This window comes from Pseudomonas sp. MYb541 (assembly GCF_037479595.1).
GTDB lineage: Bacteria > Pseudomonadota > Gammaproteobacteria > Pseudomonadales > Pseudomonadaceae > Aquipseudomonas > Aquipseudomonas canadensis.
In genome coordinates, this window is sequence record NZ_JBBGYS010000017.1 from 36,269 (window position 1) to 60,150 (window position 23,882).

At 61.3% G+C, this 23,882-nt stretch carries 23 protein-coding genes; 10 read left to right on the forward strand and 13 right to left on the reverse strand.

Annotation, left to right across the window (positions count from 1 at the left end; genetic code table 11):
- Window positions 1-80: 80 nt before the first annotated feature.
- Genes WH299_RS12460 through WH299_RS12470 form a run of 3 tightly spaced genes read right to left on the reverse strand, consistent with a single transcriptional unit; the run spans window position 81 to window position 2,220 of the window.
- Window positions 81-671 carry a YggT family protein gene (locus tag WH299_RS12460; protein WP_122729647.1) on the reverse strand — a complete coding sequence of 197 codons (591 nt, stop codon included), beginning with the start codon at window positions 669-671 and terminating at the stop codon, window positions 81-83.
- Between the two features lie 9 nt (window positions 672-680).
- The gene (gene proC / locus WH299_RS12465) at window positions 681-1,499 is read right to left on the reverse strand and encodes a pyrroline-5-carboxylate reductase (protein WP_339550401.1); all 819 of its coding nucleotides are present in this window, start codon (window positions 1,497-1,499) and stop codon (window positions 681-683) included.
- Window positions 1,500-1,533: 34 nt separating this feature from the next.
- The gene (locus WH299_RS12470; RefSeq protein WP_339550403.1) at window positions 1,534-2,220 is read right to left on the reverse strand and encodes a YggS family pyridoxal phosphate-dependent enzyme; all 687 of its coding nucleotides are present in this window, start codon (window positions 2,218-2,220) and stop codon (window positions 1,534-1,536) included.
- A gap of 57 nt (window positions 2,221-2,277) precedes the next feature.
- Here WH299_RS12470 and WH299_RS12475 point away from each other — a divergent pair, with 57 nt between their 5' ends.
- Window positions 2,278-3,312 carry a type IV pilus twitching motility protein PilT gene (locus tag WH299_RS12475; protein WP_123474941.1) on the forward strand — a complete coding sequence of 345 codons (1,035 nt, stop codon included), beginning with the start codon at window positions 2,278-2,280 and terminating at the stop codon, window positions 3,310-3,312.
- A gap of 123 nt (window positions 3,313-3,435) precedes the next feature.
- Here the strand turns inward: WH299_RS12475 and WH299_RS12480 are convergent, their stop codons facing one another.
- Window positions 3,436-4,074, reverse strand: coding sequence for a C40 family peptidase (locus tag WH299_RS12480; protein ID WP_122729642.1), 639 nt, complete (start codon window positions 4,072-4,074; stop codon window positions 3,436-3,438).
- A 268-nt stretch (window positions 4,075-4,342) separates the two neighbouring features.
- On the opposite strand from WH299_RS12480, the gene WH299_RS12485 reads away from it, so the two are divergent.
- Entirely contained in the window at window positions 4,343-4,753 is a 411-nt protein-coding gene (locus WH299_RS12485; RefSeq protein ID WP_164393875.1) for an NINE protein, read from the forward strand.
- A 149-nt stretch (window positions 4,754-4,902) separates the two neighbouring features.
- On the opposite strand, the gene WH299_RS12490 is transcribed toward WH299_RS12485, so the two are convergent.
- The 9 genes from WH299_RS12490 to WH299_RS12530 form a co-directional block, all read right to left on the reverse strand.
- Complete coding sequence (locus WH299_RS12490; protein ID WP_122729638.1) at window positions 4,903-6,174, reverse strand: dihydroorotase; 1,272 nt, start codon at window positions 6,172-6,174, stop codon at window positions 4,903-4,905.
- A complete protein-coding gene (locus tag WH299_RS12495; RefSeq protein ID WP_016976042.1) occupies window positions 6,171-7,175 on the reverse strand; it encodes an aspartate carbamoyltransferase catalytic subunit in 1,005 nt (334 codons plus the stop codon). Before WH299_RS12495 ends, WH299_RS12490 begins: the two co-directional genes overlap by 4 nt.
- Before the next feature lie 24 nt (window positions 7,176-7,199).
- Entirely contained in the window at window positions 7,200-7,706 is a 507-nt protein-coding gene (pyrR, locus tag WH299_RS12500; RefSeq protein ID WP_016976043.1) for a bifunctional pyr operon transcriptional regulator/uracil phosphoribosyltransferase PyrR, read from the reverse strand.
- A gap of 73 nt (window positions 7,707-7,779) precedes the next feature.
- The gene (ruvX, locus tag WH299_RS12505; RefSeq protein WP_003195067.1) at window positions 7,780-8,217 is read right to left on the reverse strand and encodes a Holliday junction resolvase RuvX; all 438 of its coding nucleotides are present in this window, start codon (window positions 8,215-8,217) and stop codon (window positions 7,780-7,782) included.
- Window positions 8,217-8,786 (reverse strand): YqgE/AlgH family protein, encoded by a 570-nt coding sequence (locus tag WH299_RS12510; protein ID WP_028618299.1) that lies wholly within the window; start codon window positions 8,784-8,786, stop codon window positions 8,217-8,219. The genes ruvX and WH299_RS12510 overlap by 1 nt, the downstream gene beginning before the upstream one ends.
- Before the next feature lie 67 nt (window positions 8,787-8,853).
- Window positions 8,854-9,759, reverse strand: a complete 906-nt coding sequence (locus tag WH299_RS12515) for an energy transducer TonB (RefSeq protein WP_010207219.1) — start codon at window positions 9,757-9,759, stop codon at window positions 8,854-8,856.
- 77 nt (window positions 9,760-9,836) lie between these two features.
- Window positions 9,837-10,790 carry a glutathione synthase gene (gene gshB / locus WH299_RS12520; RefSeq protein WP_028618297.1) on the reverse strand — a complete coding sequence of 318 codons (954 nt, stop codon included), beginning with the start codon at window positions 10,788-10,790 and terminating at the stop codon, window positions 9,837-9,839.
- 232 nt (window positions 10,791-11,022) lie between these two features.
- A complete protein-coding gene (locus WH299_RS12525) occupies window positions 11,023-11,385 on the reverse strand; it encodes a DUF6572 domain-containing protein (protein WP_339550405.1) in 363 nt (120 codons plus the stop codon).
- Window positions 11,386-11,396: 11 nt separating this feature from the next.
- Window positions 11,397-12,602, reverse strand: a complete 1,206-nt coding sequence (locus tag WH299_RS12530; protein ID WP_339550406.1) for an S-type pyocin domain-containing protein — start codon at window positions 12,600-12,602, stop codon at window positions 11,397-11,399.
- Window positions 12,603-12,881: 279 nt separating this feature from the next.
- Here WH299_RS12530 and pilG point away from each other — a divergent pair, with 279 nt between their 5' ends.
- The 8 genes from pilG to WH299_RS12570 all read left to right on the forward strand — a co-directional run bounded on the left by pilG (window position 12,882) and on the right by WH299_RS12570 (window position 23,740).
- Window positions 12,882-13,289, forward strand: a complete 408-nt coding sequence (gene pilG / locus WH299_RS12535; RefSeq protein WP_010564379.1) for a twitching motility response regulator PilG — start codon at window positions 12,882-12,884, stop codon at window positions 13,287-13,289.
- 46 nt (window positions 13,290-13,335) lie between these two features.
- Window positions 13,336-13,701 carry a twitching motility response regulator PilH gene (gene pilH / locus WH299_RS12540; protein ID WP_016976047.1) on the forward strand — a complete coding sequence of 122 codons (366 nt, stop codon included), beginning with the start codon at window positions 13,336-13,338 and terminating at the stop codon, window positions 13,699-13,701.
- A 12-nt stretch (window positions 13,702-13,713) separates the two neighbouring features.
- Complete coding sequence (locus WH299_RS12545) at window positions 13,714-14,238, forward strand: chemotaxis protein CheW (RefSeq protein ID WP_339550407.1); 525 nt, start codon at window positions 13,714-13,716, stop codon at window positions 14,236-14,238.
- Window positions 14,235-16,286, forward strand: coding sequence for a methyl-accepting chemotaxis protein (locus WH299_RS12550; RefSeq protein WP_339550408.1), 2,052 nt, complete (start codon window positions 14,235-14,237; stop codon window positions 16,284-16,286). Before WH299_RS12545 ends, WH299_RS12550 begins: the two co-directional genes overlap by 4 nt.
- Before the next feature lie 167 nt (window positions 16,287-16,453).
- Window positions 16,454-22,258: an Hpt domain-containing protein gene (locus WH299_RS12555; RefSeq protein ID WP_339550409.1), complete on the forward strand. Its 5,805-nt coding sequence runs from the start codon at window positions 16,454-16,456 to the stop codon at window positions 22,256-22,258.
- Window positions 22,251-22,706, forward strand: coding sequence for a chemotaxis protein CheW (locus WH299_RS12560; RefSeq protein WP_010207210.1), 456 nt, complete (start codon window positions 22,251-22,253; stop codon window positions 22,704-22,706). The genes WH299_RS12555 and WH299_RS12560 overlap by 8 nt, the downstream gene beginning before the upstream one ends.
- 253 nt (window positions 22,707-22,959) lie before the next feature.
- Window positions 22,960-23,343: a polymorphic toxin type 44 domain-containing protein gene (locus WH299_RS12565; RefSeq protein WP_122729626.1), complete on the forward strand. Its 384-nt coding sequence runs from the start codon at window positions 22,960-22,962 to the stop codon at window positions 23,341-23,343.
- Entirely contained in the window at window positions 23,321-23,740 is a 420-nt protein-coding gene (locus WH299_RS12570; RefSeq protein WP_122729624.1) for a hypothetical protein, read from the forward strand. The genes WH299_RS12565 and WH299_RS12570 overlap by 23 nt, the downstream gene beginning before the upstream one ends.
- Window positions 23,741-23,882 lie beyond the last annotated feature (142 nt).

Genomic DNA, 23,882 nt, shown 5'->3' on the forward strand with positions numbered 1-23,882 from the left:
TAAGTCTAAAGACCGCTGCACCTAGCGGCAAGCGAACCCTGACCCTGTAGGAGCCGGCAAGCCGGCTCCTACAAGGGGCGTTAGATCAGCAGGCGCAGGATATCTGGCATCCCGGTCATGGCTGCCAGGTTGTTGATCACCAGCATATCCAGCAACTTGAGCACCATGAACGCCAGGATCGGCGAAATATCCAGGCCGCCCAGGTTCGGCAGCAGGCGGCGGAACGGCGCCAGGGCCGGTTCGCAGATCTGGTTCACCAGCTCGGCGCCAGGGTTGTGGCTGCCCGGGGCGACCCAGGACAGGATCACGCTGATGATCAGGGCGAAGAAGAAGATCTTCAGGAACAGCGCGGTCACGCCGATGATGGACCAGACCAGCAGTTGGACGAAGTTGCCGGTGGTGCCATAGGTCAGCAACAAGGTCAGCGCCATCAAGGCCAGCTGTACCAGGATCGCCAGGACCAGCGACGACATGTCCAGGCCGAACAGGCTTGGGATGATCCGGCGCAACGGCTTGAGCAGTGGCTGGGTGGCCTTGACGATGAACTGGCAGAGCGGGTTGTAGAAGTTCGCGCGCACCAGTTGCAGCACGAAGCGCAATAGCACGATCAGCAGGTACAGGCTGCCGAGGGTTTGCAGCACGTAGACGGCTGCGGTGTTCAAACCAATCATGTTGGCTCCTTATTTGCCCAGTTGTTCGGCGAGTTCCGCCGAGCGGTGCGCAGCGGCACCCAATGCTTTTTCTACCAGGGCTTCAAAGCCCCCGGCCTGGAACGACTCGATGGCCGCCTGTGTGGTACCGCCTGGCGAGGTCACGCGATGGCGCAACTCGGCGGCGTCCACATCGCTGGCCACTGCCATATGCGCGGCGCCCAAGGCAGTCTGCTCGGCCAGTTGCTCGGCAACCTCCTTGGACAGGCCCAGTTTCACGCCGGCGGCGGTCATGGCCTCGATCAGCAGAAAGAAGTACGCCGGGCCGCTGCCGGACACGGCGGTGACCGCGTCCAGTTGCTGCTCCTGCTCCAGCCACAGGGCGAGGCCCACGGCAGACAGCAGCTCTTGCGCCTGGTCACGTTGTTCGGCGCTCACTTCGGCGGTGGCGTACAGCCCACTCACGCCTTGGCTGACCAGTGCCGGGGTATTGGGCATGCAGCGCACTATTGGCTGGGCACCGAGCCAGGTGTTCATGCTGGCGCAGGTGATACCGGCAGCGATGGACACCACCAGTTGATGCGGTTGCAGGCTCGGACGCAGGCTTTCGCACACGGCTTTCATGGCCTGCGGCTTAACGGCCAACACGATGACATCGACGCCCTGGATGGCCTCGGCGTTGTCGGCAAAGGTTTCAATGCCGTGCTCGGCGCTGACGCGGGCACGGGTGTCGGCGCCCGGGTCGCTGGCGCGAATCTGCGCGGCGTCCAGGCCCTTGGCCCGCAGGCCACCGATCAGGCTGGCCGCCATGTTACCGGCGCCGATAAAGGCAATACGCGTGTTGCTCATGACAGGTCCTTACTCAGAGGGAAGTCAGCCATGTTCATGGCTGGCCGTAGTCGCGGGCGCCAAACAGGGCGGTACCAATCCGCACCCAGGTGGCGCCTTGGGCGATGGCCGACTCAAGGTCGTGGCTCATGCCCATGGAAAGTGTGTCCAGCGGCAGGTTCAGGCTGTTTTGCAGGTCGCGTACTGCGGCGAACGCTGCGTCTTGCGCGGTCCGATCTTCAGTCGGCTCCGGAATCGCCATCAGGCCACGCAGCTTCAAGCGTGGCAGGGCGCTGATGGCGTCGGCCAGGGCCGGCAGGTCGGCGGGTGTACAGCCGGACTTGCTGGCTTCGCCACTGACATTGACCTGGATGCAGATGTTCAGCGGTGGCAGGTCGGCCGGGCGTTGTTCGGACAAGCGTTGAGCGATTTTCAAGCGGTCCACGGAATGCACCCAAGCGAAGTTCTCGGCGATAGCGCGCGTCTTGTTCGATTGAATGGGGCCGATGAAGTGCCAACTCAAGGGCAGGTCGGTTAATTCGGCCTGTTTGCCCAGGGCTTCTTGCAGATAGTTCTCGCCAAAGTCGCGCATCCCGGCGGCATAGGCTTCGCGCACGGCTTGCGCGGGTTTGGTCTTGCTCACGGCCAGCAGGTGGATGCTGCTTGCGTCACGTTGCACGGTGTCGGCTGCGGCGCGGATGCGCTGGCTAACCTGGCCGATGTTGTCTGCTATCGTCGACATTCAAGATGCGCCCGTGGATATGGAGTCCGCGGCATTCTACTGGAAATGGAAAGCCCTATGGATATCACTGAATTACTCACGGCCAGCGTGCGCCGTGGTGCGTCCGACCTGCATTTGTCTGCCGGCCTGGCGCCGATGTTGCGCGTGGATGGCGAGGTCTGGCCGCTGGATGGGCCGGTGCTTTCACCTACGCAAGTAGCGGACTTACTGAGCCCTTTGCTCAATCAGCACCAACAAAAGGATTTCGAAACATCTCTTGAAACAGACTTTGCCTTCGAACTGCCCGGCGTGGCGCGGTTCCGGGCCAATGTGTTCCGGCAGGATCGCGGCATGAGTGCGGTGTTTCGCACCATTCCGTCTGAGGTCCAGAGTCTGGAAGGTCTTGGCCTTGGCGAAGTGTTCCGGCGTATAGCCCAACTGCCACAGGGCCTGGTTCTGGTTACCGGCCCGACCGGCTCGGGCAAGTCTACGACTCTGGCGGCGATGATCGATTTCCTCAATCAGCATCGGCGCCATCACATTCTCACCCTTGAAGACCCCATCGAATTTATCCACACGCCGAAAATGGCGTTGATCAATCAGCGCCAGGTGCATCGCGACACCCATTGTTTTTCCACCGCCCTGCGCTCGGCGCTGCGGGAAGACCCGGACGTGATCCTGGTGGGCGAACTGCGTGACCTGGAAACTATTCGCCTGGCGCTGACGGCGGCTGAGACCGGGCACCTGGTGTTTGGCACCCTGCACACCAGTTCAGCGGCAAAGACCGTAGACCGGCTGGTGGACGTGTTCCCGGCTGGGGAAAAGGCCATGGTCCGCTCGATGTTGTCGGAGTCGTTGCAGGCGGTGGTGTCCCAAGTGCTGGTAAAGAAGATCGGCGGCGGACGCGTGGCGGCCCATGAAATCATGCTGGGCACGCCGGCCATTCGGAACTTGATCCGGGAGGACAAGGTGGCGCAGATGGTTTCAGCGATACAGACCGGTGGGGCGTTGGGGATGAAGACGTTGGATATGAGCTTGAAGGCGTTGGTCGGGGAGGGGGTGATCAGCCGGGAGGATGCGCGGGAGAAGGCGAGAGTGCCTGGGGAAATATGAAGATCCAAATGTGGGAGGGGGCTTGCCCCCGATAGCAGTGGATCAGTTAGCTTATTTGTAGCTGACCCACTGCAATCGGGGGCAAGCCCCCTCCCACATTGTTTACCGCATTCCAGCCTGGAATCAGCGTTGCACGACTCGCAGGTTGTTCTGCTCTTTCGGCAACACCCGCTTGGCAATCACGTAGTTCTTGTCCCAGAACGGCTTCTTCAGCGTATCGATGCTCACTGACTTGCCACGGCGCGGTGCGTGGATGAAGCGGTCATTGCCCAGGTAGATGGCAACGTGGTTCACCTGGCGGCTCTTTAGTTTGAAGAACAGCAGGTCACCGGGTTTCAGGTCCTTGCGATCGACCTTCTGCCCGTGGCCGGCGGCCATGGCGTTGGAGGTGCGCGGTAAATCCACGGCGGCTACGTCGTTAAACGCATATTTCACCAAACCACTGCAGTCGAACCCTTTACTTGGGCTGCTGCCGCCCCAACGATAAGGAGTACCGAGCACGTTGACGGCGCGGCTGAGGACGGTGCTGCTCTGCTTGGTATTAACGCCAACCAGACCTGGAACGGCTTTACCGCTATGGGCCTTGCTCAGTTGAGTCGGGCGGTTGACGGTCAGCTTGACCGACTTGGCGGTGCTTGGCGTACTGTGGACTTTAGGGGTGAAACCGTTAACGTTAGGAAGTCGTTGCTCACGATTGGTGGCGTGGGCGGCCAATGGCATTAATAGGCAAATGGTTAGCCATGTCTTGAAAAATGGTCGCATTAGGCGTGGCTCTTATGGGTTTGCGCGCAACTTTATAACAGCTTTTTGTGTCGTTCTCAGGCCGTTTGTCGACTGAACCTTGACGTCAAAATCAGGAAAAACGCGACGATTCGCCGCAATTGTCCTACACAAGTCAGGTGGCATAAGGCTTTCAGGGCAGGGAAGATACCATTTGCCGTACGTCGGGCGCCTGTAAAAAAGTCACAAAGAAAATGAAAAAATTTATCTATCGAGGCAAAAGAGGTACGCGATGAACACCTATCAGCAGATTGGTCCACAGCAAGACACCCACAGTAAGGTGATCGGTTACCTGCTGTGGATTTTCGGTTTTACCGGGGCGCATCGCTTCTATTACGGCAAACCAGTGACCGGCACGATCTGGTTTTTCACCCTCGGTCTGTTGGGTATTGGCTGGTTGATCGACTTTTTCCTGATTCCGGCCATGGACCGTGAAGCGGACCTGCGTTTTACCGCCGGGCCCATCGAATACAACGTGGCCTGGATACTGTTGGCGTTTCTGGGGGTATTTGGCGTGCACCGCATGTACCAGGGCAAATGGATCACCGGCCTGATCTACCTGCTGACCGGCGGTTTGTTCCTGGTGGGGGTGCTGTATGACTTCTGGACATTGAATACGCAGATTTCGATCCGCAATGCCGAGCGCAACGCCGGACGGTAAGCCTGCACACAATCCAATATGGATGCTGGCTTGTGTGGGAGCTGGCTTGCCTGCGATGCAGACACCTCGGTCTTTCAGCTAAACCGAGGTGATGCTATCGCAGGCAAGCCAGCTCCCACATGGGCCTTGTCCACATCAGGCGTGTTTTATCAGGCCTGGTAACTGATACGGCCGTCAACCAGGGTGTAACGCACCGTCGCCGGCAGGCTATGCCCAATGAACGGGCAGTTTTCGCCTTTCGACAGCCACTGCTCCCCGGCAACCGTGGAGCTGGCCGGATCAAACAGCACCAGATCCGCCGCCGAACCCACTGCCAACTTACCCGCCGGCAGGCGCAATGCCTCAGCCGGGCCGGCGCTCAGGCGTGCCAGCAAGGTCGGCAAGTCCAGCAGCCCATCCTCCACCAACGTCATCGCCAGTGGCAGCAACAGTTCAACACTGCTGATACCCGGCTCTGTCGCGCCAAACGGTGCCAGCTTGGCATCCCGCTCATGGGGCTGGTGATGGCTGGAAATCGCCGAAACCACACCCGACTTCACCGCCGCGCGCAAACCGTCACGGTCGGCCAGGGTGCGCAACGGCGGCTGCACGTGGTACAGGCTGGAGAAGTCGATCAACGCTTCATCCGTGAGAATCAGCTGATACAGCGCCACATCCGCCGTCACCGGCAAACCACGGGCCTGGGCCTGGGCAATCAAGGCCACGCCGCGAGCGCTGGTCAACTGGCTGAAGTGCGCGCGCACGCCGCTTTGTTCCACCAGCAGCAGGTCACGGGCCAGGGCCACGGTCTCGGCGGTTTCCGGAATGCCCGGCAAACCGAGGAAGCTGGCCACGGCGCCTTCATGGGCCAGGCCGCCTTCGGCCAGGTCGCGGTCCTGGGAATGGAAGATCACTGTCAGGTCGAAGGTGGCCGCGTATTCCAGAGCGCGCAGCAGCGTGCGGGTGCTGCGGAAGCTTTCCAGGCCATTGCCGAACGCCACGCAACCGGCGTCGCGCAGGGCGATCAGTTCGGCGAGTTGTTCGCCTTCCAGGCCTTTGCTCAGGGCGCCGATAGGGAATACTTTGCAATTGCCGGCTTCGCGGGCGCGGTCGAGGATCAGCTCGGTCACGGCCGAGGTGTCGAGGATCGGCTTGGTGTGGGGCGGGCAGCACAGGCTGGTCACGCCACCGGCAGCGGCGGCGCGGGTTTCGCTGATGATGTTGCCCTTGCGGCTGTAACCCGGCTCGCGCAGGGCGACGTTCAGGTCGACCAGCCCAGGCGCGGCCACCAAGCCTTTGGCGTCGATGGTTTCAGTCGCGCTGAAACCCGCAGGGGCGGCGCCGATGGCGATGAGCTTGCCGGCTTCCAAGTGCAGATCAGTAACTTGATCCAGGCCACTGGCCGGATCGATAACGCGAGCGCCAAGAATGCTGAGCTTCACTGGGCGTTCTCCTGCTCGAATTGACGTTGCGCGGTTTGCCCGCTCATGGCCATGGACAGCACGGCCATGCGGACGGCGATGCCGTAGGTGACCTGGTTCAGGATCACCGACTGAGGGCCGTCGGCCACCGCCGACTCAATCTCCACCCCACGGTTGATCGGGCCTGGATGCATCACGATGGCATCCGGCTTGGCGCCGGCCAGGCGTGCGGTGGTCAGGCCGAACAGGCGGTAGAACTCGCCTTCGCTCGGCAGCAGGCCACCGGCCATGCGCTCGCGTTGCAGGCGCAGCATGATCACCACGTCCACATCCTTGAGGCCTGCGGCCATGTCGGTATAGACCTTTACGCCGTACTGCTCGATGCCGATCGGCAGCAGGGTTTTCGGAGCGATCACGCGGATATCCGGGCAACCCAGGGCTTTGAGAGCCAGCATGTTCGAGCGTGCAACCCGCGAGTGCAGGATGTCGCCGACAATGGCCACTGAGAGGTTTTCAAAGCTGCCCTTGTGCCGACGGATGGTGAGCATGTCGAGCATGCCCTGGGTCGGGTGGGCGTGACGGCCGTCGCCGCCGTTGATGATCGCCACCTGCGGGCACACGTGTTCGGCGATGAAGTGCGCGGCGCCGGAGTCGCCGTGGCGCACCACGAACATGTCGGCGGCCATGGCCTCCAGGTTGCGCAGGGTGTCGAGCAGGGTTTCGCCCTTGCTCGCTGACGAGGTGGACACGTTCAGCGTGATCACGTCGGCCGACAGCCGCTGGGCCGCCAGTTCAAAGGTGGTGCGGGTGCGCGTGGAGTTCTCGAAGAACACATTGCAGATGGTCTTGCCGCGCAGCAGCGGGACCTTCTTCACCGCGCGGCCACCGACTTCAAGGAACGAGTCGGCGGTGTCGAGGATTTCGGTGAGCAGTTCGCGGGGCAAACCGTCGAGGGACAAGAAGTGTTGCAACTGGCCCTGAGCATTGAGCTGCAGCGGGCGCTTGGCATCGAGAGGCGTCATCGCGGGGACTCTTTACAAGGCGGTTTAAAGGGCGAGGTCTTGCAGTTCGAGTTCGAGCGGCGTGGGACCGGACAATTTTACCCGTTGGTGGGCTTGCAGCGACAGTGTGGCGCCGACCACATCCGGGCTAATCGGCAGTTCGCCGGCATCCAGGTCGAGCAGGCACACCAGGGTCACGCTGGCCGGGCGGCCGTAGTCGAACAGTTCGTTCATGGCGGCGCGGATGGTGCGGCCGCTCATCAGCACATCGTCGATCAGCACCAGGTGTTGGCCTTCGATCTCGAACGGCAGGGCCGACGGGCGCACTTGTGGATGCAGGCCGTTCTGGCTGAAGTCGTCACGGTAGAAGGACACGTCGAGGGTGCCGAGGGGCGAGTCGCTGCCCAGTGCTTCCAGCAAGGCCTGGGCCACCCACACACCACCGGTGCGAATGCCGATGAAGCGCGGCTCGCTGATGTTGCGGTGTTGCAGATGGGCCGTGAGGCTTGTGGCCATCTGGCTGATCAGTTCGGCGGGGTTCGGCAGGCTCATGCAGGCTCCTTCAGGACCTTGGCGCAGGCAAGGTCCGGGCTCAAACGTAAAAAGACGCGGCAAGCCGCGTCAGTCAGGATTCAAATAAAGCAGTGTTTTCATCCAACCATCCCTGCAACAACAGGGCGGCGGCGATGGCGTCCACGGGGTTGTCGCGGTAGCTGCCCTTTTGCCCGCCACGGTCACGGCGCTCACCCTTGGCTTCAAAGGTGGTGAGGCGTTCATCGTGGGTATAGAAGGGCAGGTTGTAGCGGCCATTGAGGCGGCGGGCGAATTTTTCGGCGCGCAGGCACATGTCGCTGGGGGTGCCGTCCATGTTCAACGGCAGGCCGACCACGACCGCATCGGGCTTCCACTCTTTAATGAGGGCTTCGACCTGGTTCCAGTCCGGCACGCCGTTCTGGGCTTTCAACGTGCACAACTCGCGGGCCTGGCCGGTGATGACCTGGCCGACGGCGACGCCGATCTGTTTGGTGCCGTAGTCAAAACCCAGGATCAGTCGCAAAGCCATCAGGCGTGCCCCGCCTGGCTGGTCAACAAGCTGAGGTTGACCCGCAGCTTGGCGGCAGCCGCTTCCAGGCGCAGTTCGCTGGGCGTGTTGAACAGGATGTCGGCATCGAAGGGGCACGTCAGCCAGGCGTTGCTGGCGAGTTCAGCCTCCAACTGGCCGGCTTCCCAGCCCGCGTAACCGAGGGTGATCACACTTTGCTCGGGGCCCACACCGTCGGCGATGGCGAACAACACGTCCTGGGAGGTGGACAGTGACACACCGTCCAGGTCGACCGTGGCCTGGAACTTTGGCCCGGTCGGGTGCAGCACAAAACCGCGATCGGTCTGCACCGGCCCGCCGATGTAGATCGGCACGCCCTGGCAACGCGTGGGCGGATCGACTTCCGGGCGCAGTTGCTCAAGGATATCCGCCAGGTTCAGCTCTTGCGGGCGGTTGACCACCAGCCCCATCGCACCATTGGCCGTGTGCTCGACGATGTAGGTCAAGGTCTGCGCAAAGTTCGGGTCGGCCATATGGGGCATGGCGATCAGGAATTGATGCTTGAGGTAGGTCGGGCTGACGTTTTTCATGTTCGATAGTGTGGCGGTGGAGGGGCGAACTGACAAGCTGGTGATGTGCCACAGGTGGCAATTGTCATCAATTGCTCGACAACCGATCGCCCTTGGCGAACTTCCAGGTGCGGATGATTTCCAGGCGGTCGACGTCGTTCAAATCACCGCTGAACGGCGCGAAAGGCGCGGCCAGGCGTACGATGCGCTGGGCGGCCTGGTCCAGCAGCGGCTGGCCGGACGACTCCAGCACCTGCACTTCATATAACGTGCCGTCGCGGTTGATTGAAACCAATAGACGCAAATTGCCGTAAATCTGCTGGCGCCTGGCTTCTTCCGGGTAGTTGAGGTTGCCGATACGCTCGACCTTCTTGCGCCATTCGTCCTTATACCAGGCACCTTTGTCGCGCATGGTCGAGGCGGCGTTCAGCCGGTAGATGCGCGGGCGCTTGGCGTACAGCTGTTGTTCGTTGGCCAGTTCGGCTTCGAGGCTGGAGATTTCGTCGGACAGGGTCGAGCTGTCGAAGGTCGGCGCAGGCTTTACGGGCTCGGGCGTGGGTTCGGTCTTGGTCTTTTCGCGCTGGGTCGGGGCTTTTTGCGGCTTGGGCGCGACGGTGGTCACCGCAGCCTTGGGCGCGGCCTGCTTGACCTCGGGCTTGGGCACCGGCGGCGGGGTGACTTTATTCACCTTGTTGTCCTGGAACGGCGCCACTTCGGTGGTCTTGGGCACGGCTTTCTTATCGAGGGTGCCGCTGCCTTGCTGATTGTCCTGGGCGAGGAAGTCAGCCTTCTCGGGCTTCTTTTCGCTCTTGAACGTGGCCAGGGTGATTTCCAGGGTTTTGCTGATCTGCTTGGGCTCGACCATGGTGAAACCCACGCCGAGGATAAGGGCCAGGTGAATCAGTGCAGCGAGGAACAGGGTAAATCCGAGCCGATCAGCCGGGCGCACGCCGCTGTGGGAGAGTTCGGGGGGCAGTTCGGACGGGAGTGTCATGACAAAAAAACCAACATCGCGCGTTTCACAGGTGGGGCATGATAGCGCAATGTTGGTGCGTGTCCGGCTGTTCTATGTCACTTGGCTTGTAGCTTGCGCTCAATGGCGGCCATCAACATTTCGCCGATGTTCGTGCCAAATGCGTTGTCGATCTCACGAATGCAGGTCGGGCTGGTGACGTTGATTTCAGTCAGGTTCTCGCCGATCACGTCCAGGCCGACAAACAGCAGGCCCTTTTCACGCAGGGTCGGGCCGACCTGGGCGGCAATCCAACGGTCCTTGTCCGACAGCGGGCGTGCTTCACCCCGACCACCGGCCGCCAGGTTCCCACGGGTCTCGCCCGCTGCCGGGATGCGCGCCAGGCAGTAATCCACTGGCTCGCCGTCGATCATCAGGATGCGCTTGTCGCCGTCCTTGATTGCCGGCAGGTAGGCCTGGCCCATGATCTGCTGGGTGCCCAGGGCGGTCAGGGTCTCCAGGATCACCGACAGGTTCGGGTCACCGGCGCGGTGGCGGAAGATCGAGGTGCCGCCCATGCCGTCCAGCGGCTTGAGGATCACATCGCCGTGCTTGGCAGCGAATTCACGCAGCACGTCGGCGCGGCGGCTGACCACGGTCGGCGGCGTGCACTGCGGGAACAGCGTGGCGAAGAGCTTTTCATTGCAGTCGCGCAGGCTCTGCGGCTTGTTGACGATCAGCACGCCAGCGCGCTCGGCCTGCTCCAGCAGGTAGGTGGAGTAGACGAATTCCATGTCGAACGGCGGGTCCTTGCGCATCAGGATCACGTCCAGATCGCTCAACGGGCTGTCGATTTCGTCTTGCAGCTCGAACCACTTCTCAGGGTTGGCAAACACCTGCAGCGGGCGCATGCGCGCGCGGGCTTCGCCGTCGCCCTGGTAAAGGTCGCGCTGTTCCATATAGAACAGGGTCCAGCCGCGGGCCTGGGCGGCCAGGAGCATGGCCAGCGAGCTGTCCTTTTTATAGGAAATGCTGGCGATAGGGTCCATGACAATGCCGACGCGAACGCTCATGGGGGATTTCCTCTAGCAAATAAGGGCGCATAAAAGTGGCGTCAGAGTGGCGCTGCGGCTGTTGTGGGTCAAGGAAAAACCACTATCTGGGAGCGGTAGAGTCGGGCTGAGTTTTCAAGTGCGCAAGGCTGCGTATTCATTCTTATCACCGTTTGACGCCCGTTAGTTTTGTTTTGGGTGCGAGAGGTATCCGAATAAGCGAGGTTAACTATTGCCACTCGCAGCGCTGTGTTTACCGTTGTCTGTTGGAGTTTTCGTCAGTTGCTTTCAGCACGAACTCGCATCCGATACCCGCTTCATTCAATACCTCGGCGGCCTGATTAATGAAGCGCTTGCCTTGTTCTGGAAGCTCATACAAACCTAAAATCCGAATAATTGGGTGTTTGCCCAGCGCGCCAGGAATTTCGGTATAAATCTCTCCACTTTCAATAAAGGCTATGTATACATTTATTTTCTCTTGGAGCATTTGCAAGTGCTTTCCTTGCTCGACGGCATCGCCCCACTCAAGGTGGTCGGTTATAGCGAGTACTACGTTTTCTGGCTCCCAGTGAGGTATCGCCCAGAAATCAATTACCTTTGCATTTGTAATGGACATAGCTATTTTTCCTAGGGATTTGGCCGAACTATTTTTATTTTTGTGGGTGGTATTACAGTACCGCCAGGAAAACCGGGTTTTCCTTTGCCAACCACGGTAGCTCCACTTTCTTCTATTTCCGGAAATGCGAGTTTTTGGTTAGGGGTAAGCGGTGCTGTATCAGAAGATTTACATTCGATGCATGAAATCGTACCGTCAGCGTCCTCACCCAGCATATTGAGCCGTACCCGTATTCCTTTCTCAGTCTTAACTGTCGCCTCTCGACCGTGTCGGTTCCGTTCGGCGCTATACACATCATAGGATTCGTCCTCAAAGTCTTTGCCCTGAATCTTGTTCTTCTCCAACTGCGTACTAAGCACCACATAAATCGGCGCAATCCCCGCATCCGCCGGAAACCAGATAATCGCATCTTGAAACTCCGGCGGATGTTCCGGGTTGTGCAGCGCCGCTTGCGTCTGCGGTGTCGGCGGATACACCCAAACCGTGCGTAACGGAGGGGCACCTTCCAGCGCCGGAATTCCCAGCACATCCTCCGTGTCTGCCGCCGGTGTCCACGTCAGACCAATGCCGTTGCCAATATCGGCAACGTACTGCTCGCCATTCTTTTCAGCCTGGATAACCGGAACACTTTCCCAGTCCGTTTTACCCCCTGTATAGAAGCCGTAAGCGTTAACCGAGCCATCCGGCAAGGTTTTTACGTTGACGCGAACCCGTGTGCGGCCGACATCCAGCGTTGTGTATTGATCTTGGGTATAGAAGGCACTGTCGGGTGCGAGGGTGTTCGGCATCAGCAGTGCGACCGTACCCACCGTGGCGCTTGCCGCAAGGACGCCAGCACTCTCCAGCAGTGTCAGCGCCAGCGAGCCGGCTAGGCGACTGGCGACAGTACGCCCGGTAGTCGAGCCGGCAACCCATTGCAGCGGTGTCCCTTGGGCCGAAATGGCCGCCCCGGTGCCCAGCACGGCCCACATGCCGTAATCGGCCAGCGTTTCAACGGGCACAAAGCCAGTCGGGTGGCTGTGGTTGATGATGCTGTCGGGCAGGTTGCAACTCTTGGCGAAAACACAGCCCACGGGCGTGGGGCGGGTTTGCGTGTGCTGGGGAAGGTCTGGATATTGCGCCCAGTGCAAGGCATGCAGGTCGATTGGCTCTGCACCGCTATTGAGGTTTTTCCTGTTTGCGTTGGGGCGTGCCGGCTTGGGGACATAACCGCTCATGCGGCATCCTTGTTCGTTCTTTGTGGTGGAAGAACGCTACTGGGTAGTTCCTGAGCTATCTGTAGGAAGGGTTGTTAATTCATGAGGGAAAGTTCGTGTTTTTTCCGCTGTTGCTCAGAAAATCGTCTGATCATCCAGAGATGAATTCTCTCCAGACTGTGCTAAAAAGACTCCCACGGCGCAGCAGCCCTTGAATTCCAAGGCTTGCGGCGCTCATCCTGTGCAACATCAGGCAGTACACACCGAAAACCGATTCGCTGTGGCGATGGCAGAGCAGATATGGAACAGCATTCCAACGCCTTGAGAGTGATGGTGATCGATGATTCGAAGACGATCCGCCGCACCGCTGAAACCTTGTTGAAGAACGTGGGGTGCGATGTCATCACGGCCATCGACGGTTTCGATGCCCTGGCCCGGATTGTTGATCATCACCCGCATATTATTTTTGTCGACATCATGATGCCGCGCCTGGATGGCTATCAGACCTGCGCGCTGGTGAAGAACAACCCGGCGTTCAAGTCGATCCCGGTGATCATGCTGTCGTCCAAGGACGGCCTGTTCGACAAGGCCAAGGGGCGCATCGTCGGTGTCGATCAGTTTTTGACCAAGCCTTTCAGCAAGGAAGAACTGCTGGGCGCGATCAAGGCCTACGTGCCGGGGTTCGCCGCAGTAGAACAAGCACACTGACACCGCCTCACAAGGGCTGGCGTCCACCTATGTAGTGGGGAAAACCATGGCACGTGTTCTGATCGTCGACGATTCGCCGACCGAAATGTACAAATTGACCGGCATGCTGGAAAAGCATGGCCACCAGGTCCTCAAGGCCGAAAACGGCGCGGACGGCGTGGCCCTGGCCCGCCAGGAACTGCCCGACGCCGTGCTGATGGATATCGTGATGCCGGGCCTCAATGGCTTCCAGGCCACCCGCCAGCTGTCCAAAGAGCCGGAAACCAACGGCATCCCGATCATCATCATCACCACCAAGGACCAGGAAACCGACAAGATCTGGGGCGCGCGCCAGGGCGCCAAGGATTACCTGACCAAGCCGGTGGATGAAGAAACCCTGATTGCCACCCTGAACAAGGTGCTGGCCGGCTGACGGTTTGCCATCATGACCGAGTCGCAAACCGCCTTCGAGCTGCTGTTGGACATCGACCGCCGCTGCCGCCTGCTGGCCGCTGACCTGCCGTCCCAGGAAACCCGCCTGCAACGCTGGAGCGGGATCGGCTTTCGCCTGGGCCAGCACTGGTATGTGGCGCCCATGGGCGAAGTCGCCGAAGTCCTGCATGAGCCGCGTTGCACGCTGATGCCCGGGGTCAAGGCCTGGGTCAAGGGCGTGGCCAACCTGCGTGGGCGCCTGTTGCCGGTGATGGACTTGGGTGGGTTCCTCGGCCTTGAGTTGTCCAAGGCGCGCAAGCAACGGCGAGTGCTGGTGGTGGAGTTCAGCGACTTGTTTGTCGGGCTGCTGGTCGACGAGGTAGTGGGGATGCAGCATTTCGCACAAGACGCCTGGCGGGCGAACGCTACGCCTGACGTATCGTTTATCCAGGGCCGGTTCGACGGCGATCCGTCGTGGCAGGTGTTCAGCCCCTTTGCTCTGGCCCAGGCCCCTGGCTTCATGGATGTTGCCGCATGACCACCGCTACCGCACTCAAACCCCAGGCCGGCTCACGCAGCCGCTCGCAGATCATCGTGCTGTTCATCGCACTGATCGTGTTCATCATGTTGCTGTTCGCCAACTTCGCGTACCTCAATACCCAGTCCACCTACGACAAACAGTACATCGGCCACGCCGGTGAGCTGCGCGTGCTGTCCCAGCGCATCGCCAAGAACGCCACCGAAGCCGCCGCCGGCAAGGCTGCGGCGTTCAAGTTGCTGGGCGATGCGCGCAACGACTTCGCCCAGCGCTGGGGCTTCCTGAAAAAAGGTGACCCGGAAACCGGCCTGCCCGCCGCGCCAAGCGCGGTGCGTGCCGAAATGCGCGCAGTGCAGACCGACTGGGAAGCGCTGCTGAAAAACACCGACGCGATTCTCGCCAGCGAGCAGACCGTGCTGTCGTTGCACCAGGTGGCCGCGACCCTGGCCGAAACCGTGCCGCAACTGCAGATGGAATCGGAAAAGGTCGTCGATATCCTCCTGCAACGTGGCGCCCCGGCGAGCCAGGTGGCCCTGGCCCAGCGTCAGTCACTGCTGGCCGAACGTATCCTTGGCGCGGTGAACACCGTGCTGGCCGGCGACGAAACCGCCGTGCAGGCCGCCGATGCCTTTGGCCGCGACGCCAACCGCTTCGGCCAGGTGCTCAATGGCATGCTGCAGGGCAACCCCGGTTTGCGCATCACCCAGGTCGAAGACCGCGACGCCCGCGCGCGTTTGGCGGAAATTGCCGAACTGTTCGAATTCGTTTCCGGCTCCGTGGATGAAATCCTCGAGACCTCGCCACAGTTGTTCCAGGTGCGGGCCTCGGCGAGCAATATCTTCAACCTGTCGCAAACCCTGCTCGATGAAGCCTCGCACCTGGCCACCGGGTTCGAAAACCTCGCCAGCGGGCGCAGTTTTGACACCATCGGCGGCTATGTCCTGGGCCTGCTCGCACTGACCTCGATCATCTTGATCGGGCTGGTGATGGTGCGCGAAACCAACCGCCAATTGCACGAAACCGCCGAGAAGAACGAACGCAACCAGAACGCGATCATGCGCTTGCTGGACGAAATCGAAGACCTGGCAGACGGCGACCTCACCGTGACCGCCTCGGTGACCGAAGACTTCACCGGCACCATCGCCGATTCCATCAACTATTCCGTTGACCAACTGCGCGACCTGGTCGCCACCATCAACCTCACCGCCGGGCAAGTCGCCGGTGCCGTGCAGGACACCCAGGCTACCGCGATGCACTTGGCCCAGGCCTCGGAGCACCAGGCCCAGCAGATCGCCGAGGCGTCCACCGCGATCAACCAGATGGCCCAGTCCATCGACCAGGTCTCGGCCAACGCTGCCGAGTCCTCGGCGGTGGCAGAGCGCTCGGTGGAAATCGCCAACAAGGGCAACGAGGTGGTGCACAACACCATCCACGGCATGGACAACATTCGCGAGCAGATCCAGGACACCGCCAAGCGCATCAAGCGCCTTGGCGAATCTTCCCAGGAGATTGGCGACATCGTCAGCCTGATCGACGACATTGCCGATCAGACCAACATCCTCGCCCTCAACGCAGCTATCCAGGCAAGCATGGCCGGCGACGCCGGGCGTGGTTTTGCGGTGGTCGCCGATGAAGTGCAGCGCCTGGCCGAGCGTTCATCGGCGGCGACCCGGCAGATTGAAACGTTGGTGCGGGCGATCCAGGCCGACACCAACGAAGCCGTTATTTCCATGGAACAGACCACCACCGAAGTGGTGCGCGGCGCGCGGCTGGCCCAGGACGCCGGGGTGGCACTGGAAGAGATCGAAGGCGTGTCTAAGACCCTGGCGGCGCTGATCCAGAGCATCTCCAACGCAGCGCAGCAACAGACCTCATCGGCCGGGCAGATATCGCTGACCATGAACGTGATCCAACAGATCACTACCCAGACCTCGTCGGGGTCGACGGCCACCGCCGAAAGCATCGGCAACCTGGCAAAAATGGCCAGCCAACTGCGCCGGTCGGTGTCGGGTTTCACCTTGCCGCCACCGAAGCAGGTCGACGATTGAAATGCAGTGCCAATGTGGGAGGGGGCTTGCCCCCGATAGCAGTGGGTCAGTCACCCAATCTTTGACTGATGCATCGCCATCGGGGGCAAGCCCCCTCCCACATTTGATCTCTATCTGTCTTGAGATCTCGTACCACCAGCAACCCACGAATTCTAAGCGGAGCAGTTATGGTTGATCGGCACGACTACGTGGCCCTCGAATGGGTCAAGGGCGACATTGCCGAAACCCTGAAACAGGCCCGTTCGGCGCTAGACGCGTACGTCGAAACCTCAGACGCCGAAGCGATCAGCGAGTGCCTGGCGTGTGTCCATCTAGTGCATGGCGCGTTGCAGATGGTCGAGTTCTACGGCGCGGCGCTGTTGGCGGAAGAAGTCGAAGCGCTGGCGCTGGCCCTGCAAGCCGGGAGTGTCGGTCAGCGCGACGAAAGCATCCGCCTGCTGCAACAGGCCCTGACTCAATTGCCGTTGTACCTGGACCGCGTGCACAGCGCCCGCCGCGACCTGCCGCTGGTGGTGTTGCCACTGCTCAATGACCTGCGCAGTGCGCGCGGCGAAAGCCTGCTGTCGGAGACCAGCCTGTTCAGCCCGCAACTGCTGACGATTGCGCCGCTGCCCGATGAAGCCCTGGCCCAACGCGCGGTGCCCGACCTGAAAGAGCAACTGCGCCAGTGGCACCAGCTTTTGCAGCAGGCGCTGGCCGGGCTGCTGCGTGAAGACCATGGTCCCAGCAACCTGGAAGACATGGCGCGGGTGTTCGCACGCCTCGAGGCACTGTGCCAAGGCGCGCCGCTGTTGCCGCTGTGGCAGGTCACCTCGGCGCTGGTCGAAGGCATGCTGACTGGCGTGATCGCCAACAGCCCGGCGCTGCGCAGCCTGCTCAAGGCCAGTGATAAACAGCTCAAGCGCCTGTTGGCCCAGGGCATCGGCGGGATCAACCAGCCGGCGCCGGATGAATTGCTCAAGAGCCTGCTGTTCTATGTGGCCAAGGTCACCCGTCCGACGCCGCGCATGCAAAGCCTCAAGGAACGCTACGGCCTTGATGAGGCCTTGCCCGACAGCGCCGTGGTCGATGCCGAACGCGCCCGTCTGGCCGGGCCGGATCGTAACGCCATGGGCTCGGTGCTGGGCGCCTTGTGTGAAGAGCTGGTTCGGGTCAAAGAACGCCTCGACTTGTTCGTACGCAGCGACCGCCAGCACACCAGCGACCTTGATGCACTGCTGGCGCCGTTGCGGCAGATCGCCGACACCCTGGCGGTGCTGGGCTTCGGCCAGCCGCGTAAAGTCATCATCGACCAACTCGCCGTGGTGCTGAGCCTGGTCCAAGGCCAGCGCGAACCCAATGACGCTGTATTGATGGATGTCGCCGGCGCCTTGCTCTACGTCGAAGCCACGTTGGCGGGCATGGTTGGCACCGTCGAACCGGAAAGCCGCGAAGAAAGCCGCTTGCCCACCACCGACCTGACGCAGATCCACCAGTTGGTTATCCGTGAGTCCTGCCAGTGCCTCAAGCAGGCCAAGGAACTGGTGATCGACTGCATCGAAGCCGATTGGGATCGCCAGCGCCTGGAGTCCTTGCCGGAGCTGCTGAGCCAGGTGCGTGGCGCCCTGGCGATGATCCCGTTACCCCGCGCGGCAAGCCTGATGCGCGGCTGCACCGATTACGTCGACGAGCAGTTGATGGGCAACGATGCACCGCCTTCCGAGATGCAACTGGCGCATTTCGCCGACGTGATCAGCAGCCTGGAATATTACCTGGAGCGCATGCTCCAGGACCCGGATGCGGCGGGTGAGCGTGTGCTGGAATTGGCCACCCAAGGCTTGGCTGCACTGGGTTACCTGCCCGACGAAAAACCCTGGCGCCAGGCCTTGGTCGTACCGGATGGCGCGCTCTCGGTCGAGGTTACGCCGAGCCAATCGCAGTTCGACGCACTCGCCAGCCCAACGTCGCGGCTGAACCCGCCGGCCCTGCAGCGCCCTGGCAGCCTGTTGCCGCCGCCGGCCGATGAAGAGCCTATCGATGATGAACTGCGCGAAGTCTTCCTTGAGGAGACCGACGAAGTCCTCGAGGTGCTGCACCGTTACCTGCCTAACAGCGCGGACAAGACCGCTCAGGCCGAAATGCGCCGCGCCTTCCACACCCTCAAAGGCAGCGGGCGCATGGTGCGCGCCCTGGTCTTGGCGGAGTTGGCCTGGGCTGTGGAGAACCTGCTGAACCGTGTGCTGGAACGCAGCGTGACCCTCGGTCCGGATGTGCAGCAGGTGCTGGATGAAGCGGTGGCCTTGCTGCCGGAGTTGATCGCTGACTTTGCCATCGACGACCAGCGTCAACGCGATGAAGTCGACGCCCTGGCCGCCCGTGCCCACGCCTTGGCCAGCGGTACACCCGCGCTGGCCGCCGAGCCTCATGATCCGATGCTGCTGGAGATTTTCCGCAACGAAGCCCAAAGCCATCTGGACAGCCTCAACCACTTCCTGCAACAGGCCGCCGAGCATGTGCCGCTGCAAGTCAGCGATGAACTGCAACGCGCCCTGCACACCCTCAAGGGCAGCGCCTATATGGCTGGCGTGCTGCCCATTGCCGAGCTGGCGCGCCCGCTCGACCACCTGACCCGCGAGTACAAGGCCCACCGCCTGCCGCTGGACCTGGACGAAGTGGAGTTGTTGCTGGAAGCCGAAGGACTGTTCCAGCGGGGTCTACGGGATCTGGAGAGCGATCCCCTGGCGCCGATCAACGGTGCAGAGGACTTGATCAGCCGCACCCAACGTTTGCTGGATCAGCAACTTGAAGCACTGCTCGACGTGCGCATCAAGCGCGATCCACAACTGATCGCCAACTTCCTGGCCCAGGGCATGGACATCCTGCTCGACGCCGAGAGCCTGCTGCGTCGCTGGCAACAACACCCCGGCGATCGCCAGGAACTCACTGCGCTGCTGGATGAATTGACCACGTTGGGGGAGGGCGCGCACGTTGCCGACCTGTACGCCATCGACGCACTCTGCGAAGCCTTGCTCGATCTGTACGGCGCCGTTGAGGAAAGCAGCCTGGCGGTCAGCGAGCGGTTTTTCCATGAGGCCGAACAGGCCCATGAAGCGCTGATCAGCATGCTCGACCAACTGGCCGCCGGCCAGGAAATCAGCCCGGCGCCGGCTCGTGTCCAAGCCCTGCGTGAGCTGCTGGATGAAGCCCTCGACCCGTCCGCCACCGGCCTGATCAAAAGCGATGGCAGCCGTGCGCTGAGCATTGCCGAACTGGGCGCCGCCACACAGCAGTTGGATCACCAAACGGCGATGGACGACGAGATCGTCGAGATCTTCCTCGAAGAAGCCGTGGACATCCTCGACAGCGCCGGGCAGTCGCTCAAGCGCTGGTTGCTGGAGCCCGACAACGCCGCGCCGCTGTCGTCGTTGCAACGCGATCTGCACACCCTCAAGGGCGGTGCGCGCATGGCTGAAATCGAGCTGATTGGCGACCTGGCCCACGAGTTGGAATGCCTGTATGAAGGGCTGGTGGACCGCCGCTACAGCTACTCTGCCGAACTGTCCCACGTGCTGATGGCCAGCCATGAGCGCCTCGCCTTGCAGCTTGAAGAACTGCACCATCACCAGCCCCTGAGCGATAGCGCGGAGCTGATCGCCAGGGTGCGCGCACTGCGCCAAGGCAGCGCGCCAGCGGCACCGGTCGCCGCGCCGCCCGCGTCCGGCGCCGACCCTGAGCTGCTGGATATCTTCCTCGAAGAGGCCGCAGACATCCTCGACAGCTCCAGTGCTGCGCTGTCGCGCTGGCAGGCCGAGCCCGGCAATCGCCAGGAAGTGGAGACCCTGCTGCGCGACCTGCACACCCTCAAGGGCGGCGCGCGCATGGTTGAGATTGCGCCCATTGGCGACCTGGCCCATGAGCTGGAATTTCTGTATGAAGGCCTGTCCGCCGGATTGCTCGCGCCATCCTCGGAGTTGTTCGCGTTGCTGCAAGGCTGCCATGACCGCCTGGCGCAGATGATCGACGCGGTGGCGGACGGCTTGCCGGTCGGCTCGGTGGACAAGCTCATCGAGCGCATCAAAAGCCTGGTGCACCCGAGCGATGAGCCCGTGACGCCATTGGCGTTGCCGGCGGGCAAGGCGGAGGCCGTGGTCGATCCGATGGCCGACATGGTGAAGATCTCTGCCGAGCTGCTCGACGACCTGGTCAACCTGGCCGGTGAAACCTCGATCTTCCGTGGCCGCATCGAACAGCAAGTCAACGACGCACGCATCGCCCTGACCGAAGTGGAAACTACGATTGAGCGCATGCGCGACCAACTGCGTCGCCTCGACACCGAAACCCAGGGTCGTATCCTCAGCCGCCAGCAAGCCGAGGCTGAGCGCCTGGGCTATGAAGACTTCGACCCGCTGGAAATGGACCGTCATTCGCAGTTGCAGCAACTGTCTCGCGCGTTGTCCGAATCTGCCTCTGACCTGCTCGACCTCAAGGACACCCTTGAGCGCCGCAACGAAGACGCCCACGACCTGCTGCAGCAGCAGGCACGCATCAACACCGAGTTGCAGGAAGGCCTGATGCGCACGCGCATGGTGCCGTTCGAACGCATGCTGCCGCGCCTCAAGCGCATCGTGCGCCAAGTGGCGGGGGAGCTGGGCAAAGACGTGGAGTTCATTGTCGGCAATGCCGAGGGCGAGATGGACCGCAACGTACTGGAGCGCATGGCCGCGCCGCTGGAACACATGCTGCGCAACGCCGTCGACCATGGCCTGGAGTCCCGCGATGCACGGCTGCTGGCCGGCAAGCCGGAGAAAGGTCGCATCACCCTGGACCTGACCCACGAAGGCGGCGACATCGTCTTCGACATGCGCGACGACGGCGCGGGTGTGCCGCTGGAGGCGGTGCGGCGCAAGGCGATCAAGCGTGGTTTGCTCGATCCCAATCAGGAGATCAGCGACCGCGACGTGTTGCAGTTCATCCTGCAACCGGGCTTCTCCACGGCGGAAAAGATCACGCAGATTTCCGGGCGTGGTGTGGGTATGGACGTGGTGCATGAGGAAGTGCGTCAGTTGGGCGGTTCGATGTTCATCGACTCGACGCCGGGTATGGGCGTGCACTTCCGTATTCGCCTGCCGTTCACCGTGTCGGTCAACCGCGCGCTGATGGTGCAATGTGCGGACGACCAATATGCGATCCCGCTCAACACCATCGAAGGCCTGGTGCGTGTGTTGCCCCATGAGCTGGCGGGGCACTACCAGCAAGATCCACCGCGTTATGAATACGCCGGCCAGCGTTACGAGCTGTTTTACCTGGGCGACCTGTTGCACACCGTCAGCCGCCCGAAACTGTTGGGCCAATATCAACCGGTCCCGGTACTGCTGGTGCAATGCAACGAGCGGCGCGTGGCGATCCATGTGGACGCCATGGCCGGCACGCGGGAAATCGTGGTCAAGGGCCTGGGGCCGCAGTTTGCCGGCGTGCAGGGTTTGTCTGGCGCGACGATTCTGGGCGATGGCCGCGTGGTGTTGATCATCGACTTGCTGGCGCATATCCGCGCCCGCCCAGCGGCCTTGCCGGCGCAGTCAGTGGATGCGCCGCTGATCCTCAACGACCCGCTGAAAAAGCGTCCGTTGCTGGTGCTGGTGGTGGACGACTCGGTCACTGTGCGCAAAGTCACCAGCCGCCTGCTGGAACGCAACGGCATGAACGTGCTCACCGCCAAAGACGGCATCGACGCCCTCGCCGTGCTGGAAGAGCACACCCCGGACCTGATGCTGCTCGACATCGAAATGCCGCGCATGGACGGCTTCGAAGTCGCCACCCAAGTGCGCAACGACCCCCGGCTGATGCGCCTGCCGATCATCATGATCACCTCGCGCACCGGCCAGAAACACCGCGACCGCGCCATGGCCATCGGCGTGAATGACTACCTCGGCAAGCCGTACCAGGAATCGGTGCTGCTCGAAAGCATCGCCTACTGGAGCAAGTCCCATGCTTGACCACCGCACCAGCCAACTCACCGGCCTGCTGCTGCCCCTGGCCGACCGCCATCTGGTGCTGCCCAACGTCGCCATCGCCGAACTGATCGACTTTCAGCGCGGCGAACCGGCCAGCGATGCACCGCCGTGGTATTTGCGGCAAGTGACCTGGCGCGATCGGCAAATCCCGTTGATCAGCTTTGAAGCGGTGTGCGGTGAAGCCAGCGTGACCGGCGAACGCTCGCGGATAGTGGTGTTGAACGCGCTGGGTGGGCGGCCGACACTGAAGTTTATTGCGCTGGTGATCCAGGGGATTCCCCGGTCGTACAAGCTTGATAGTGAATTGAGCTACGTGGACGTGCCGCTGTGCCCGCTGGAGCTGGCGGCGGTGCAGGTGGGGGAGCATGTGGCGAAGGTGCCGGATCTGATGGGGCTTGAGGCCCTGCTGGTCGAATCCGGTTTGGCATAGATCCCTGTAGGAGCCGGCTTGCCGGCGATGACGGTCTGCCAGCCCACTCATTAACAAATGACCCACCGCTATCGCTGGCAAGCCAGCTCCTACACTAAATCGCGCTCGTTCCCAGGCTCTGTGTGGAGAAAACCAATATGTCGGAACGGGATGGAGTTGTTGTAGGCAAGTTCTGTATCTGGATTGCGCGGGATGTTCAGTGCCAGGTGGGGTGCTAGGTTCAGCGCTCCTCACAGCCAGCAAGGATTCGCAAATGGCCGTACCGTTAATGCCGCCGGGTGTTTCTCTTCTCGAAAATATGGCGACCGCCAAGTGTAAAGGCACTCATCTCCAGCCAGGCTCGGCATTCGCTTATTCCTGGTTTTACTCACAGGTCAGGGCTGCCGGCCCATGGAACTACAAGAAGCGAGGGCGTCAGTACGAAGCTTTTGGTAACTTCAATTATGGTGCTACAGGTACGGTGCTGGGCATTCCCGAGCATGTTCTGTTACGGGCAGCAGGTGTTGCTCAAGCATTCGCAAAAACCACCAAGCCGGAATTTGGATCATGGTGGGGCGCAGACCCTTTTGGCGATGATCCTCGAGATCAATATTGGATAAGGAGGGGTATTGAGTATGCAATTTCTCAGGGCTACTAAGGGCCTCTTGCCGGTCCTGCGCAACTGCCTGCTGGTAGCCTGCCTGATTTATATCGGGGGCAATTGGATCATGTCATCCGGTACACCGGATTTGGACGAAGTGGTTTTGAAACACTCCTTGGGCAACGGCAGCTCAATTTATGGAGCACGTGACGGTCAGGGCGGCGCGACAGTGGGATTTTCCTACAGGTACTACGTTCATAAAGACTTAGGTAGTGATCGGGAGATACTGACAGCGCTGGTTTCGGCACATCCCTTTTTGAAAACCAAAGCGCCGGATGTTCAAGTGACCCGGCAGGATGGCGTCATCCACCTCACTGTTCGTGGTGAGGTTTATGAGTACCGCAGCTATCCGCTTGAAGGTTTGGGGGCTGTGAGAGTAGACATGAAGTTGTAGACCGGCTGGCTTCGGATTTTTCCTGCAAGATTTTGGGCTGTGCATGAACTTGTCGCGTGCCGTCAGCGCGCCTAGTCTTCGTCCTGTCATCGCAAAAAACGGTGACACGGACGTGCAAGTCCGACGAAACTGTTTAGGCGTA

Coding starts and splice junctions, on each gene's coding strand:
- WH299_RS12460 (WP_122729647.1), bottom strand. CDS start 671: ATGATTGGTTTGAACACCGCAGCCGTCTACGTGCTGCAAACCCTCGGC.
- proC (WP_339550401.1), bottom strand. CDS start 1,499: ATGAGCAACACGCGTATTGCCTTTATCGGCGCCGGTAACATGGCGGCC.
- WH299_RS12470 (WP_339550403.1), bottom strand. CDS start 2,220: ATGTCGACGATAGCAGACAACATCGGCCAGGTTAGCCAGCGCATCCGC.
- WH299_RS12475 (WP_123474941.1), top strand. CDS start 2,278: ATGGATATCACTGAATTACTCACGGCCAGCGTGCGCCGTGGTGCGTCC.
- WH299_RS12480 (WP_122729642.1), bottom strand. CDS start 4,074: ATGCGACCATTTTTCAAGACATGGCTAACCATTTGCCTATTAATGCCA.
- WH299_RS12495 (WP_016976042.1), bottom strand. CDS start 7,175: ATGACGCCTCTCGATGCCAAGCGCCCGCTGCAGCTCAATGCTCAGGGC.
- pyrR (WP_016976043.1), bottom strand. CDS start 7,706: ATGAGCCTGCCGAACCCCGCCGAACTGATCAGCCAGATGGCCACAAGC.
- ruvX (WP_003195067.1), bottom strand. CDS start 8,217: ATGGCTTTGCGACTGATCCTGGGTTTTGACTACGGCACCAAACAGATC.
- WH299_RS12510 (WP_028618299.1), bottom strand. CDS start 8,786: ATGAAAAACGTCAGCCCGACCTACCTCAAGCATCAATTCCTGATCGCC.
- WH299_RS12515 (WP_010207219.1), bottom strand. CDS start 9,759: ATGACACTCCCGTCCGAACTGCCCCCCGAACTCTCCCACAGCGGCGTG.
- gshB (WP_028618297.1), bottom strand. CDS start 10,790: ATGAGCGTTCGCGTCGGCATTGTCATGGACCCTATCGCCAGCATTTCC.
- WH299_RS12525 (WP_339550405.1), bottom strand. CDS start 11,385: ATGTCCATTACAAATGCAAAGGTAATTGATTTCTGGGCGATACCTCAC.
- WH299_RS12530 (WP_339550406.1), bottom strand. CDS start 12,602: ATGAGCGGTTATGTCCCCAAGCCGGCACGCCCCAACGCAAACAGGAAA.
- pilG (WP_010564379.1), top strand. CDS start 12,882: ATGGAACAGCATTCCAACGCCTTGAGAGTGATGGTGATCGATGATTCG.
- pilH (WP_016976047.1), top strand. CDS start 13,336: ATGGCACGTGTTCTGATCGTCGACGATTCGCCGACCGAAATGTACAAA.
- WH299_RS12545 (WP_339550407.1), top strand. CDS start 13,714: ATGACCGAGTCGCAAACCGCCTTCGAGCTGCTGTTGGACATCGACCGC.
- WH299_RS12550 (WP_339550408.1), top strand. CDS start 14,235: ATGACCACCGCTACCGCACTCAAACCCCAGGCCGGCTCACGCAGCCGC.
- WH299_RS12555 (WP_339550409.1), top strand. CDS start 16,454: ATGGTTGATCGGCACGACTACGTGGCCCTCGAATGGGTCAAGGGCGAC.
- WH299_RS12560 (WP_010207210.1), top strand. CDS start 22,251: ATGCTTGACCACCGCACCAGCCAACTCACCGGCCTGCTGCTGCCCCTG.
- WH299_RS12565 (WP_122729626.1), top strand. CDS start 22,960: ATGGCCGTACCGTTAATGCCGCCGGGTGTTTCTCTTCTCGAAAATATG.
- WH299_RS12570 (WP_122729624.1), top strand. CDS start 23,321: ATGCAATTTCTCAGGGCTACTAAGGGCCTCTTGCCGGTCCTGCGCAAC.